We start from the raw sequence: 13,522 nt of genomic DNA, 5'->3' as shown, positions 1-13,522 counted from the left end.
ACACAGGATAGATAGGAATGACAGATTTTTTTAAAGCCATTTTATTCCTGAATTATGCTCTGCTTCTATCCGTTATACTTTTGGGAGCAGCAAAATACCGTATACTGGATAATAAAGAAAAGCAATATTTTCACTGTATTGCTTTTCTTTTTTTAATTGAGTTGCTGAACCTGGTTCTGCCTTATGTTTTCAATCTTAATGATACCTCGTTTCTGTATCCTTTATACATAGCCGGCGAATTTTTTCTGGTTACCGCTTTATTTATTAGGAAACTGAACCTCTCAAAATACTTTCTGGGAATTACTGTGCTTCTGGCATGTGGATTTATGATATCGAAATATGTGTTTAACTATCCGTTCAACAGTGATATTGTAAAAGTAATATCCAATATCATAATTATCTGCCTTTCGGGATTTGCCCTGATCCGGGAAATCAGAGGCGTCTCTGCACAAAACCGTTTTCTCTTTGCAGATGCAGGTATTTTTTTCTACTATTCCGTTTCGGTATTTATTTTTATCATCCAGCACCAGATTGCAGACCTTTCAGAAAATGATTACTATATTATTCTTAGTGCCAATAATATTCTGTCAGGTATTTTATATTGTTCATTTTTATACACCTTCACCAAATTAAAGAAGTAACCTTAAATATTAGCCTGCTGATCCTTATAATTGTTACCATAACCGTTATAGTTTCGTTTATTCTCCTGGCTTACAGATCGTTTATCAGCAGGATCATTAAAGAAAAAAATGCCCAGCATGAAGCCGAAGTTCTTCATCAGAAAAAACTGGTGCTCGAAAATATCAAAGCCCAGGAAGAAGAAAGAAAAAGAATAGCCGTGATGATTCATGACGATATTGGCAACCGGCTCAATATCCTTTCCCTGTGGCTGAACAACCTTGATACACAAGGAGACGACGTCATCAAAAAGAATATTTACAGCCAGATGTCGTCACTCATTGATGCGGCTAGGAGCATTTCCCATTCCTTATATCCTGTCAACCTTGAGTCTGTAGGGTTTGTCCTGTATGTGGAAGAGCTTATTGCCAATCTTTCACATAAGATCAGCATTTCCATGAAGGTCATGCCGGGATATGAGAAAAAGGATATCTTTGTAGAAGTGCAGCTGTACCGGATCATTCAGGAATTTACAACCAATGTGATCAAACATTCTACCGCTACGGATCTTTGGATTTATATCAAAGATTATCCCCGGTACATGGCTGTTATTATTTCTGATAACGGACAGGGATTTGATTATGATCTCGTGAAAAAAGGAATGGGCATCAAAAACATCGAATCCAGGATAAAATCCATGAATGCCACTCATAAATGGAAAAGTACCCTGAACAAAGGAAGCCGTCTAATTATTTTAATTCCAAGAAATCATGAACTCCCAAATAAAAATAGCCTTAATTGATGATGAACAGCTGATCCTTGAAGGGGTGAAAATGCTGCTTTCCAACGAAAAGAACATATCCGTATGTCTTACCTCCAACAACGGCCCGGATTTTATTGAAAAGCTCGCAACCCTTTCCGGAGATGAATTCCCGCAAATAGCCCTTGTAGATGTGCAGATGCAGCCCATGAACGGTTTTGAGCTGGTGGAAGTTCTCAAAGAAAAATACCCTGAGCTCAGGATTATTATCCTTTCTTCCCATTACAAAACCTCCATTTTAGGGTATATGGTAAAATTAGGCGTTTCTGCCTTTCTGCCTAAAAACTCAGACAGGAAAACCTTCATCGAGGCCATTACCATGGTGCATAAAAATGGAGTTTTCTTTACGGCAGAAGACCATCAGATGCTTTTTACCTATATGAACAGCTCCGCGAAAAAGAAATCTCTTTTTGAAATGGATGACGAGCTTTCTGAACGGGAAAAAGATGTGGTGAAGCTGATCTGCCAGGAATATACCAATAATGAGATCGGAGAAAAGCTCTTCATCAGCCCCAGAACAGTAGAAAGCCACCGCCAGCGCATCCTGGAAAAAATTGGGGCAAAAAATACAGTGGGTATCGTCATCTATGCCGTAGTAAACAATATATATTCTCTTGATAAAATGTAATTCCGTAGAAATACGGAATTTTTTATTTGGTATTTTTCACGCTAGTATTGTTTTTCCTTCTTCCGTTAATTTGAAGATAAGTTTTACGGCAGAATCACAAAATGAAGCTTTTACAGAAACTTTCAATAATTAAAGCAAAACACAGCGATGGAAAATGATATGATATTACCTGTCGGAATTTTTTTTGACGGAACCGGAAATAACGGGATCAATGCAGGTTCAGCAAATAGGCCTTCAACCCATAATGAAAGCTATAAAGGAGCACCGACGAATGTTTACAAACTGTTCAAACTATTCAACGGGGCCAACAAAATATATATCGAAGGAATAGGAACCGTCACCGGCAGTGAAGACAGCAATTTTGCTATGGCTACCTGCTTAAATTCTCCGGATACCCAGGGATATTCTGCAGATGACAAACTGCAGAAAGCCAATGCTTTTGTGGAAAATCTGGTGAATGACAAAAATACTGATTATCATTTTTACATCTACGGATTCAGCAGAGGGAGTATGTTGGCTAGAGAGTTTTGTAACCAGCTTGTTACGAATTTTCCCACAGCAAATGTTACCATAAAGTTTCTGGGTGTTTTTGATACCGTTGAATCAAAACCTTTCAATACCTATGATATGGCTCTGCCTCAGCAGGTGGAAAATGCGCTTCATATATGTGCCATCAACGAATGCAGGTTCTTCTTTCCACTTACCGGTTTTTTTGAAAATTCAAAGAATATGCAGGATACCAAAACAGAAACCGGAGGAGCTGTATGGAAAGAGATCTTTGTCCCGGGAGCCCATGCCGATGTGGGCGGAGGGTATCTGCAGGCACCGCAGTCTGTGTATGTTTCCACGGATTTTATTAATGCAGGTGATTTGCAGAATTATATTTCAGATGTACGAAATACAAAAACAGATGCTGAAGGAAACAAAATATGGGATCAGCTGCTTTCTGATTTTCAGGTCGAAAAAGGACTTGTGCTATCCCAGGCTTATGTTTCCAGGAAACAGGTCCTGAATACGCTACCGTTTGTATATGGAAGAATCATGCTGGCTGAAACCAATAGTGCAGCGCCGGGAATTTTCAGTACAGATCTTATCAATTCCGGGCTTGAGATTGTGAATGATCCTTTTCTGACGGATTTTGAAACAGATCTTGCAGCCTATGTCAAAAGCTTTTTACCGGCTCTGAAACCTCATTATGATTATGCCGGCTTTGCAGACTATACCCATATTTCAGCTAATTTCGGAATGTATCACCATGATGCATTCCAGAAATCAGCCGGTGAAATAGAAGCAGAGCTTATCAACATCGGCCTGAATGTACCCAGCAGCACATCCGCAGACCAAGGCATTCAGACCAGATTCCTTAACGAACTGCATCTTCCAGAGGATAGCTTTGTCGCAGATTTTATGTATGGGACCAATATTCCCAATAATGATATCTGGAGCCGTACTATTGGGATCAAATCCTTTGTTTCGGAACAGAATTAAATCGATAATACGAGTACTTTTCAGTTTTAAATTTAGGTTGCGAGGGGTGTCTGTATGGGCACTCCTCTTTTTTGGCAGAAAATCAAGATGGCAAAATGGCGAAATTGTAAAGGTTATTAGCAAACATGTATCTCATTATTCCCGTTTTTCTTAGCCCCTTTGCCTTTTTACCTTTTCGCGATTTTACCTTTCCACCTCTTCGCCTTTCAGTTATTTCTCACTATTCATTTCTTTTTCCGTACTTTTGCACCCGAAAATTCATTATTCATTCACTTAATTTTTATTTAATAAAATGCTTTCGGTTCAAGGTTTAGGATTACACCATTCAGGAAACTATCTGTTTCAAAATACAAATTTCACCATTAAAAAGGATGATAAAGTGGGACTCGTTGGGAAAAACGGAGCAGGAAAATCTACTTTACTGAAAATGCTTTCCGGAGAAATTAATTTCTATGAAGGAAGCGTTGTACCTGAAGGAAATGTAACCATCGGTTTCCTAAAACAGGATCTTGATTTCGTAAAAGGAAGAACTGTTTGGAATGAAACCATGCAGGCTTTTGAGCAAATTAATGCATGGAAAACTGAATTGGAAGAAGTTAATCACCAGTTGGCAACCAGAACCGATTATGAAAGTGATTCCTATACAGATCTGATCAATAAGATGACAGAGCTGAATGATCTTCTGATGAACCACGATGCTTACAACCTGGAAGGCGATATGGAGAAGATATTATTTGGTTTGGGCTTCAAAGCAGATGATTTCCATAAAATCACCGATGAATTTTCAGGAGGATGGAGAATGAGAATTGAGCTGGCCAAGCTGCTTCTTCAGAAGAATGATATCATGCTTCTCGATGAGCCTACCAACCACCTGGATATGGAATCCATCATCTGGCTGGAAAACTTCCTGAAAGATTATCCCGGAGCCATTGTTCTGGTAAGTCACGATAAACAGTTCATGACTGCTGTCTGCAACAGGACTTTTGATATCAACAATAAAAAGGTTGACGACTATAAAGCCAACTATTCCAAATATCTGGTGATGCGTGAAGAGCGCCGCGAAAAGCTGGTTCAGGCTAAGAAGAACCAGGATGCGGAGATCAAACAGATGGAAGACAATATTAATAAGTTCCGTGCAAGTGCTACAAAAGCATCTTTTGCCCAGTCGCTTATTAAAAAATTAGATAAAATCGAGCGTATTGAAGTGGATAATGAAGACGTTTCCAAATTCAATATCCGTTTCGTACAGTCTATGGTTCCTGGAAAAGTTATTTTCGAGGCAGAAAACTTAGGAAAAGCTTATGGAAACAAACAGATTTTTGATAAGGTAGACTTTATCGTTCAGAGAGGCGATAGAATTGCCCTTTTAGGACAGAACGGACAGGGGAAAACCACTTTAGCCAAAATTCTTGCCGGAGATATCAAAGATTATACAGGAACCTGGAACCTGGGGCATAACGTAAACATCGGATACTTTGCCCAAAATCAGGAAGAAGTACTGACTCCTAATAAAACCGTTCTGGAAGAGGCTGAAGATGCCGCTACGGAAGAAACGAGACCAAGAGTAAGAGACCTTCTGGGATCTTTCCTTTTCCAGGGAGATGCAGTAACCAAGAAAACAAAAGTACTTTCCGGGGGGGAAAGAAACCGTCTGGCACTTTGTAAACTATTACTTCGTCCATTCAACACGTTGATTATGGATGAGCCTACCAACCACCTTGATATTCAGTCCAAGGAGATTATTAAGCTGGCTTTGCAGAATTTCGAAGGGACCCTGATTGTCATCTCTCACGACAGAGAATTCCTGGATGGACTTTGTGATAAAATCTACGAATTTCGTGATGGAAGAATGAAAGAATTCCTTGGAAGCGTTGGTGAATATCTTGAATACAGACAAAAAGAGACCCTTCGCGAAATATCTGCTGAAAAAGCAAAACTTCATGGGGATGATGTGAAAGTTGAGGTAAAACCTGCTCCGAAAGAGGTAAAAGTAGAAGAGAAATCCTCAACTATTGTAAGCAAAGAGCAAAAAAATATTCAGAATAAATTAAAGAAGGTAGAAGAGAAAATCTCTGAGCTTGAAGCTGAAATTGAAACCATGGAAGTTTCCTTTACCAAAGAAAATCCTTCTGAAGAAACTTTGGAAAAGTACAATAAAGCTAAAGAGGAGCTGGATGTTGCTTTACAGGAATGGGAGCACTTGGGATCTCAATTGGCTTAATTTTTTGAATTAAATAATAAATAGATCCTTCGACTTCGCTCAGGATGACATTTCTAATACTAACGGTATAATTTTAACAGTGTCATCCTGAGCGGAGTCGAAGGATTTTTAAATAAATATATACTTGTCGAAGCTCATTTTTGTAACAAAAAAAAGACTTTTGCCGACGTATTGAGCAGTTTTAATGAAAACTTAATTAAAAACTTTAAATTATTTTTATAATTTTACAGGATGATTTTTAAGGAAAGCAGAAATCTGAAGAGTTTTATCTCCAAACTTTTGTTTGGGATCTACTTCATTGCGCTGTTTTCCCAGAGTTTTCACCATCACGATGCTGTTGATAATTTTAAGATCTTCAATCTTAAAAAGACAGAAAACACCATCGCCAAAACTTCAGCCAAAGAAAAACCGGGCGATTGTCTTGCCTGTCATTTCCTGGCTACAGGACATACTTTGGTTCCTGAAGAATTCAGTTTTACCTTTGAGCATTTTACGCATCAGGTAAAGCAGACTATTACCGTTCAGGAAAAAATATGGTCTCAGACCAAATTCACTTTTCAGCTCCGGGGGCCACCCGCAGTTGCATAATCATAGATTTTTTATTGGCTTTAATTCAGTTTAAAGTGCAATATCTTGGGATTGGTATTTGCTGATTGCCGTTTTTGCATAGTTCGGAATTTAAATCCGAGATGCGAGATTCGGGGTTTGTGGTACATGATATAGAAGTTTCAGTTGCAATTAATAGATATTTTTGCAAACCCCTCGTTTCTTTTATATTTAGGCCATTATCATTAATACATTTTACGTTGTACATTTTACAATTAAAATAATCCCACCCAACAAAATTTTTACGAAAAAAATGTACCTGAAAAAGGTACGCAATCAATCTATAGACAATGAAATTGATATATAGCCTGATGTTGGTTCTTTGCGGACTGACATTGATAAACGCACAGAAAACTTATACTGTAGAAGGAACAGTTCATGATTTTCATGATAAAGCGGCGTTGGAAAATGCTGTGGTGAAAATCGGAGAATTTACAGCCAAAACAGACTATACCGGTAAGTTTATATTCAATAAAATTCCTGCGGGAAAATATATTCTCATTGCTAAACATCCTGATTGTGATGATTATACTGAAAATATAGGAGTAGATCAGGATATGCATCTGGCCATTACGCTGGAACACCACGTTAAGGATATCGAAACGGTGACGATCCATGGAAGTCATAAATCCAATGGTTCTTTAATCATTAAAACCCTCGACAGATCCGAGATACAGAGAAATTCTACGGATAATCTCGGCAATTTGTTATCGAAAATATCCGGGGTTACCACTTTAAAAACCGGAAATAATATTTCCAAGCCCGTGATTCACGGGTTGTATGGAAGCCGGATCTCTATTTTAAATAATGGAGTAAAGCTGGCCGAACAGGAATGGGGTGTAGAGCATGCTCCCAATGTTGATATTAACAATTTTCAGCATATTGATGTCATAAAAGGGGCTTCTGCATTGAAATACGGAAGTGATGCCATTGGAGGCGTTGTGGTGTTGGAACCTGAAATTTTCCCTAAAAAAGATACGATAAAAGGTTCTGTGGGCCTCACTGGAATTTCCAACGGGAGAGGACTTGGGCTGGATGTAGATGTAGCCAGAGTCTGGAAAAACGGCTGGGCGGTAAAGTCCGGCGGAAGCATCAAAAAGCTGGGCGACCAGAGCGCTCCGGATTATAATCTGAAGAATACGGGAATGGATTTCTCTTCTTTTAATTTTACGGTTCAGAATAACAGCTATGAAAAAGGAATTTCTTTTGATTATTATCTCACCAACCAGAATATAGGGATTTTAAGAGATTCCCATGTTTCCACTTCGGGGGATTATGACAGGGCAATGAATGCCAATCCGCCTGTTTATTCAGGGAAATTCAGCTATGATATTGATAATCCGAGACAGGTTATCGAGCATCATATTGCCAAAGTTTCAGCTTTTAAAAGATTTGAAAATATCGGAAAGCTTTCGGCGACCTATAGCTATCAGTACAACCACAGACAGGAATATGATATCAGAAGAGGAGAGTTGAAAGATACCCCTTCGCTGGATCTTGAGCTGATGACGCATCAGTTTAATCTCAATGATCTTCTGGAAAGGGAGAAGTGGTCTTTGGAAACGGGAATTGATGGAGGTTTTCAAAATAATTATTCAGATCCTGCGACGAAAGCAAGACGTCTGATTCCTAACTACGATAAGTATTCTGCCGGAATATATTCTGTTTTTAAATATAAACTTTCCCATGATTTCAATTTTGAAGCAGGGGTAAGATATGATTTCACCCGTTACGATGTTACGAAATGGTATGACAAAAGCGACTGGGATAAACTATATGCGGACACTTTCCCCCAGTTTTACGTAAAGCAGGATGAAAACAGAGTGTTGACGCGCCCTAAGCTTAACTATAATAATGTTTCCTTCAATGCAGGCCTGGAATACCGCCCGAGCTCAAATTTTGATTTGAAATTTAACTATGCAAAAGTGGGAAGATCCCCGAATATTGCTGAATTGTTTTCAGACGGGCTGCATCATTCTGCAGGGGTAATTGAAACAGGCGATATGGGTTTGAAAAATGAACAGGGCCATCAGTTCAACTTAACGGTAGATTCAAAAATCAATGTTTTGAAGGGACTGAATATTTCTGTGAATCCATACTTTTTTATCACCAAAAACTTTATTAATCAGGTACCGGTGGGAATTAAGGGGACCATCAGAGGTGTGTTTCCCGAATGGGCTTATCAGCAGATTGACGCCAAAATGTATGGAGTGGATCTGGATATTAATTGGAAGCTTACCGATGATCTTACCTATGTGGGAAGAGGGGCTTATGTGCATGGACAGGATGATACGAACAATGAGCCTCTGATTTTAATGATGCCACCAAATTTTTCCAATGCATTACAGTTTAAAAAGGAAAAATGGAATAACTTCTATTTTACGCTTGAAAACCAGACGTTTTTGAAGCAGACCAGATTCCCGATCCGCAATGCTCCGCTGGAAGTTTATGTGGATGGCGAGCTGGTGGATAAAATGATTGATTTCAGTACGCCGCCTAGCGGTTATTCGCTTTGGAATATCCAGATGGGAATCAATATCAGCAAAAATCTTTCTGCGGGACTTATCGTGAACAATATTTTCAACACTTCGTACAGAGATTATCTGAACCGTTTGAGATTCTTTGCAGATGAGGCAGGAAGAAACTTTATTTTAAACTTTAGATACAGATTCTAAAGATTTCAGAACAATTACATTAAAATTTACAACTTTAAAATTCTTACAATGAACAAATTATTCAATACCAAAAATATTTTCAGATTATTAGCACTTTTATTCATCACAGTTACAGTGATCTCGTGTCAGAGAGACGGTTCGGCGGCAGAAGATGACCTTCCTCAGGAAGAGCTTACCAATATTATTTTACTGGTAAAAGAAGATACTCCGGGAGCTACGGCTATCGAGTACAATTACAGTATCGGGGCAGGAGGAATTCCTACCATTCCTTTGAAAGACGGAAAATCCTATACCGTTGAAGCAAAATTCAGTAACGGAAATGAAGATGCTACACAAGAAATCATTGATGCTAAAAATGAACACTTCCTTATTTTCGACTTTCCAAAATCAAAAATCAACATTACCAGACTGGATGGTAATGACCTGAGAAACGATGGCAAAAGAGTAGGATTAAAAACAAAATGGGATGTAGTACAGGCCGTTGACGGAACTGCTCCTTTCCTGAAACTGACTTTGATCCACTCGCCTGAAAGTGTAAATGATGCAAAGGCGGGAACTGCCTGGGGAAGTGTTATAGGTGGAGAAACAGATGCTGAAGCTACCTATAACCTAAGCAATTAAAATAGCTGATGTGAAATAGTAAAACCGCTGATATTTTTCAGCGGTTTTTTTATTTTTTAAAGCAGAAAAGCATTAAGTAAAAAAGTAACCAGGTAAAACATGATTACGAAAATTAGTAAGGTACATAAGGCAATGTATATGATTTGCTTAATCTGATTGCCGGGATTAATTCCCTTTGAAACTTGTGTAAAAGCTTTGATACCATTCATTACCGGCACCCGATTTAACCATAATATAAAGAAAACAATCAATTGTAGAGTAATGGCACCAAAAATAGCGGGTACATCATAAAAATAATCCTGCAAAATTACATTGGTCAGAAGCGAAGTTAGAAACAGGCAGCCTATAATCCTTGTTTTAGGAACAATTAATAATACGGCTCCCAGTATTTCAAACAATCCCAGAGTGATAACAAACGGCTTTGAATAGGAATAGAAATCCCACATTATTTTCATCCCTTTAAACTTTTCATTTACAGAATGATCGAATTGCTGATATTTACCTGCACCGAACAAAATCATCATTCCTGCAACATACAGGCAAAAAGACCACTCCAGGATCGTGAGAAAATTATTTTTTTTAAGCATTGTAATATTTTTAAGATTGGGTTCTAAATTTTAATCAATTGGTATGCAAAAGGTTATTTTGGTGGATAAAAGTCAGATATTATGTCAAAAGGTCTGAAAATATACAATGATTTTCAAAGGATTTAATAAGTAAATTCTTGTTTGTCAGGATTATCTATTTACACCTGTTTAACAAATCAGAACTGAATATTTCAAGCTGTCTGCAGGAAGATATTATTCTTTGTGAATATTTGAACACTAAGAATTGATTTTAAGTGGGCAATTCTCATAAAAATTTCATATTTTTGCAACCTAAAATTTTAATCAATAATGAAGGTTACCGCACAAAACCATGATGACGTAAGTGCATTACTTACAGTGACATTGGAAAAATCTGACTACAAAGAAAAAGTAGAAAAGCAGTTGATTAATTATGCTAAAAATGCGCAAGTTCCTGGTTTCAGAAAAGGGAAAGTGCCTTTGAGTATGGTTAAAAAACAATATGAAGCAGGTATTGCATTCGAAGAAATCAACAAACAGGTTTCTGACGCATTGAACAACTATGTTAACGAAAACAAACTAAGATTAGTTGGTCAGCCTGTTCCTCAGCCAGTAAACGAACTAGATTACAATGCTGAAAAAATTGAAGTTGCTTTCGAGGTAGGATATGAGCCTGAATTCACGATAGATTTAGCTAAATATGAAGCGCCTCATTATAAAGTAGAAGCTTCAGACAAAGAAATCACGAAGAGCATTGAGAACATGCAGAGACGTTTTGCAGAGCAGGTTCCTCAGGATAAAATCACTAAAGATTCTTATATAGCTTTAGAAATTTCTCAGGTTGTAGAAGAAGATGCTGAAGGAGAGCACCACCACCATCCAAAGAACGTTACCATTACTGCTGAAAACAAAGAAGCTTTCAAATTGGTAAAAGCTTTAAAAATGGACGGTTCTGTAAAAGTATCTAAAGAAACTCTTGCTGGTGATGAAGAATTGGCTAAAGAACTAGGTTTCTCTAAAGAAGAAGTTGAGCATTTGCACCACGCTGAAGTAGAGGTTAAAGTAAAAGATTTCTATTCATTGAACCTGGCTGAGCTTAATCAGGATTTATTCGACAAAGTATACGGCGAAGGAACAATCAAGTCTGAAGAAGAGCTTAAAGAAAAAGTAAAATCTGAATTGGATGAGTATTTCCAGCAGAATGCTGATGTTCACTATGTGAATAAAGTATTGGAGCAGGTTACTGAAAAAGAAGAAGTAAAACTTCCTGAAAACTTCCTTGTAAAATGGTTAATGTTCTCTAACCAGAACATCCAGTCTGAAGAGCAGGCTAAAGAAATCCTTAATGCTGAGAAGAACCAGCTAAGATACCAGATCATTGAAGGTAAATTAATGACAGATAACGAGATCAAATTAGACTATGCTGATGTATTGGCACAGGCTGAGCAGTTGGTAAGAAACCAGTTGGCGATCTACGGAATCCACCACTTAGGTGACGAAGAAATCCAGAAGTATGCTGTTGAAATGTTGAAAGACCAGGAGCAGGTAAGACAAATTTCTTCTGAAGTAGCTATGGCTAAACTAAAAGATGTAATTCTTGAAAAAGCGTCTAAAAAAGAAACTAAAATTTCTCACGACGAGTTTTTGGAAGAACTTAAGAAATAATTTATTCCGATATAAATATTTGAAACCTCCGAGCGATCGGAGGTTTTGTTTTTTTCGGGATATTCTTAAAAAATCTTAATGGATAAGGGATAAAATCGGCAGGTAATTCATGTAAATGCGCTGGGTTTATTTTCTTATGGTCATTATTCATATATTTACACCTTAAACTTATTATATAGAGATATGAAAAAGATGATCATTCCGTTTTTCTGTGCCGTACTGTTTTCAGTTCCGGCAACAGCTCAGAAAACCAGTGCAGCTCCCGCAAAGACGGAAGTCGTAAAATCCAAACTGACCCCAAAAGATGTTGTAGATAATTACTTTAAAGCTTTAGGAGGCAAAAGTAAACTGGAAGCAGTAAAATCTACCATTGTTGATAATACGCTTAATGTTCAGGGGATGGATATCACCATGAGCACCATGAAGCAAGGGAATAAATTTAAGTCCATACAAACTGCTATGGGGCAGAAAGTTTCCCAGGTGTTTGACGGCGAAAAAGGATATATAGAAAGAGCGGGCCAGAAAACCGATTTCCCGGCTGACAACATCGCTGAACTGAAAAAAGGGACTACTATAGAAGCATTGGCTTTTAATCCTTCAAACTTCAAGGATGTGACAACAGAAAAGCTGGATGGCAAAGATTATAACGTATTATCTTCAGACAAAGGAAAATTTTACTTTGATGCGGCTACAGGGCTTTTATACAAATCCTCTGTAGGAGAAGGAAGTGTTACTGTCAAGAACTATATGACGGTGGAAGATATAAAATTCCCTTCTGAAATAGATATTGACGGAAAAGGCCAGAAAGTAACGATAAAAACCACTAAGGTTGTTTTAAATACAGGAGTTTCTGATGCAGATTTCAAATAAAAACTGATGTTTTTTAAATATAAAAGCCGGATATTTTCCGGCTTTTTTTATGGTGAATAACTTTAACTCAACTTTAACTATAATGTGAATTTCAGTACCTGTTCAAGTAATGGATAATTAATAAAAAACCGCAGATTCAATCTGCGGTTTTGTTTATTTAAGAGCCATAAGCGGCTTTCCATTCATCGGCGGCCTCGCATAGAGTATTGTAGAAATCTTCACCGTACTTTCTGGTCAGCGGAGTTTTCAGGAACTTGTAGACAGGAACCTGCAGTTCTTTTCCAAGCGTACAGGCATCACTGCACACACTCCACTCGTGGTAGTTCAGGGCAGTAAAAGTAGAATATTCCGTAACACGGATTGGGTAGAGGTGGCAGGAAATAGGTTTTTGCCAGTCTACGGCTCCATCTTCATAGGCTTTCTCAATACCGCATTTCGTGATTCCTTTTTCGTCAAACGTTACGTAAGCACATTCGCGGTCCTCCACCATAGGGGTAACGTACATTCCGTCCATAGGATCAGTGGTCCACGTGCCTTGTTCTTCAAGGGCTTTGATGCCTTCCTGGGTAAGATACGGCTTTATTTTATCAAAAATACTGTCTAAAATCTCAAGCTCGTCCTTATCTAGCGGAGCACCTACATCTCCTTCCACACAACATGCACCTTTACATTTCGAAAGGTTGCAAACAAATTCTTCGGAAAATACATCCTCTGAAATCAATTTATCGTCTATCTGAATCATAA

The 13,522-nt window shown here is 38.0% G+C and carries 12 protein-coding genes; 10 read left to right on the top strand and 2 right to left on the bottom strand.

Annotated elements, in window-relative coordinates:
* The first annotated feature begins 17 nt into the window (after nt 1–17).
* From ACM40_RS09095 to ACM40_RS09060, 8 genes are all read left to right on the top strand, one after another.
* Nucleotides 18–641, top strand: a complete 624-nt coding sequence (locus tag ACM40_RS09095; protein WP_048502486.1) for a hypothetical protein — start codon at nt 18–20, stop codon at nt 639–641.
* Nucleotides 602–1,420, top strand: a complete 819-nt coding sequence (locus ACM40_RS09090) for a sensor histidine kinase (protein ID WP_228376159.1) — start codon at nt 602–604, stop codon at nt 1,418–1,420. Before ACM40_RS09095 ends, ACM40_RS09090 begins: the two co-directional genes overlap by 40 nt.
* Nucleotides 1,389–2,066, top strand: a complete 678-nt coding sequence (locus ACM40_RS09085; protein WP_048502485.1) for a response regulator — start codon at nt 1,389–1,391, stop codon at nt 2,064–2,066. The genes ACM40_RS09090 and ACM40_RS09085 overlap by 32 nt, the downstream gene beginning before the upstream one ends.
* Nucleotides 2,067–2,213: 147 nt before the next feature.
* On the top strand, nt 2,214–3,554 hold the full coding sequence (locus tag ACM40_RS09080) for a T6SS phospholipase effector Tle1-like catalytic domain-containing protein (RefSeq protein WP_048502484.1): 1,341 nt from the start codon (nt 2,214–2,216) through the stop codon (nt 3,552–3,554).
* Between the two features lie 292 nt (nt 3,555–3,846).
* Nucleotides 3,847–5,775: an ABC-F family ATP-binding cassette domain-containing protein gene (locus ACM40_RS09075; RefSeq protein ID WP_048502483.1), complete on the top strand. Its 1,929-nt coding sequence runs from the start codon at nt 3,847–3,849 to the stop codon at nt 5,773–5,775.
* A 231-nt stretch (nt 5,776–6,006) separates the two neighbouring features.
* Entirely contained in the window at nt 6,007–6,363 is a 357-nt protein-coding gene (locus tag ACM40_RS09070) for a hypothetical protein (RefSeq protein ID WP_048502482.1), read from the top strand.
* 308 nt (nt 6,364–6,671) lie between these two features.
* Nucleotides 6,672–9,056 (top strand): TonB-dependent receptor, encoded by a 2,385-nt coding sequence (locus ACM40_RS09065; RefSeq protein WP_048502481.1) that lies wholly within the window; start codon nt 6,672–6,674, stop codon nt 9,054–9,056.
* 48 nt (nt 9,057–9,104) lie between these two features.
* On the top strand, nt 9,105–9,677 hold the full coding sequence (locus tag ACM40_RS09060; protein WP_048502480.1) for a hypothetical protein: 573 nt from the start codon (nt 9,105–9,107) through the stop codon (nt 9,675–9,677).
* 56 nt (nt 9,678–9,733) lie between these two features.
* Here the strand turns inward: ACM40_RS09060 and ACM40_RS20180 are convergent, their stop codons facing one another.
* A complete protein-coding gene (locus ACM40_RS20180) occupies nt 9,734–10,264 on the bottom strand; it encodes a DoxX family protein (RefSeq protein ID WP_053077107.1) in 531 nt (176 codons plus the stop codon).
* A gap of 309 nt (nt 10,265–10,573) precedes the next feature.
* Here ACM40_RS20180 and ACM40_RS09050 point away from each other — a divergent pair, with 309 nt between their 5' ends.
* Both ACM40_RS09050 and ACM40_RS09045 read left to right on the top strand, forming a co-directional pair.
* A complete protein-coding gene (locus ACM40_RS09050) occupies nt 10,574–11,908 on the top strand; it encodes a trigger factor (RefSeq protein WP_048502479.1) in 1,335 nt (444 codons plus the stop codon).
* A 183-nt stretch (nt 11,909–12,091) separates the two neighbouring features.
* On the top strand, nt 12,092–12,778 hold the full coding sequence (locus ACM40_RS09045) for a hypothetical protein (RefSeq protein ID WP_048502478.1): 687 nt from the start codon (nt 12,092–12,094) through the stop codon (nt 12,776–12,778).
* A 157-nt stretch (nt 12,779–12,935) separates the two neighbouring features.
* Here the strand turns inward: ACM40_RS09045 and ACM40_RS09040 are convergent, their stop codons facing one another.
* Nucleotides 12,936–13,520, bottom strand: a complete 585-nt coding sequence (locus tag ACM40_RS09040; RefSeq protein WP_048502477.1) for a DUF3109 family protein — start codon at nt 13,518–13,520, stop codon at nt 12,936–12,938.
* Nucleotides 13,521–13,522: the final 2 nt, after the last annotated feature.

The sequence above is a fragment of the Chryseobacterium sp. BLS98 genome (genome assembly GCF_001045445.1).
Taxonomy (GTDB): domain Bacteria; phylum Bacteroidota; class Bacteroidia; order Flavobacteriales; family Weeksellaceae; genus Chryseobacterium.
The sequence above is the reverse complement of the archived record's forward strand: the minus strand, read 5'-3'. Positions and strand labels throughout refer to the sequence as shown.

Coding starts and splice junctions, on each gene's coding strand:
- ACM40_RS09045 (WP_048502478.1), top strand. CDS start 12,092: ATGAAAAAGATGATCATTCCGTTTTTCTGTGCCGTACTGTTTTCAGTT.
- ACM40_RS09075 (WP_048502483.1), top strand. CDS start 3,847: ATGCTTTCGGTTCAAGGTTTAGGATTACACCATTCAGGAAACTATCTG.
- ACM40_RS09085 (WP_048502485.1), top strand. CDS start 1,389: ATGAACTCCCAAATAAAAATAGCCTTAATTGATGATGAACAGCTGATC.
- ACM40_RS20180 (WP_053077107.1), bottom strand. CDS start 10,264: ATGCTTAAAAAAAATAATTTTCTCACGATCCTGGAGTGGTCTTTTTGC.
- ACM40_RS09080 (WP_048502484.1), top strand. CDS start 2,214: ATGGAAAATGATATGATATTACCTGTCGGAATTTTTTTTGACGGAACC.
- ACM40_RS09050 (WP_048502479.1), top strand. CDS start 10,574: ATGAAGGTTACCGCACAAAACCATGATGACGTAAGTGCATTACTTACA.
- ACM40_RS09065 (WP_048502481.1), top strand. CDS start 6,672: ATGAAATTGATATATAGCCTGATGTTGGTTCTTTGCGGACTGACATTG.
- ACM40_RS09070 (WP_048502482.1), top strand. CDS start 6,007: ATGATTTTTAAGGAAAGCAGAAATCTGAAGAGTTTTATCTCCAAACTT.
- ACM40_RS09040 (WP_048502477.1), bottom strand. CDS start 13,520: ATGATTCAGATAGACGATAAATTGATTTCAGAGGATGTATTTTCCGAA.
- ACM40_RS09095 (WP_048502486.1), top strand. CDS start 18: ATGACAGATTTTTTTAAAGCCATTTTATTCCTGAATTATGCTCTGCTT.
- ACM40_RS09060 (WP_048502480.1), top strand. CDS start 9,105: ATGAACAAATTATTCAATACCAAAAATATTTTCAGATTATTAGCACTT.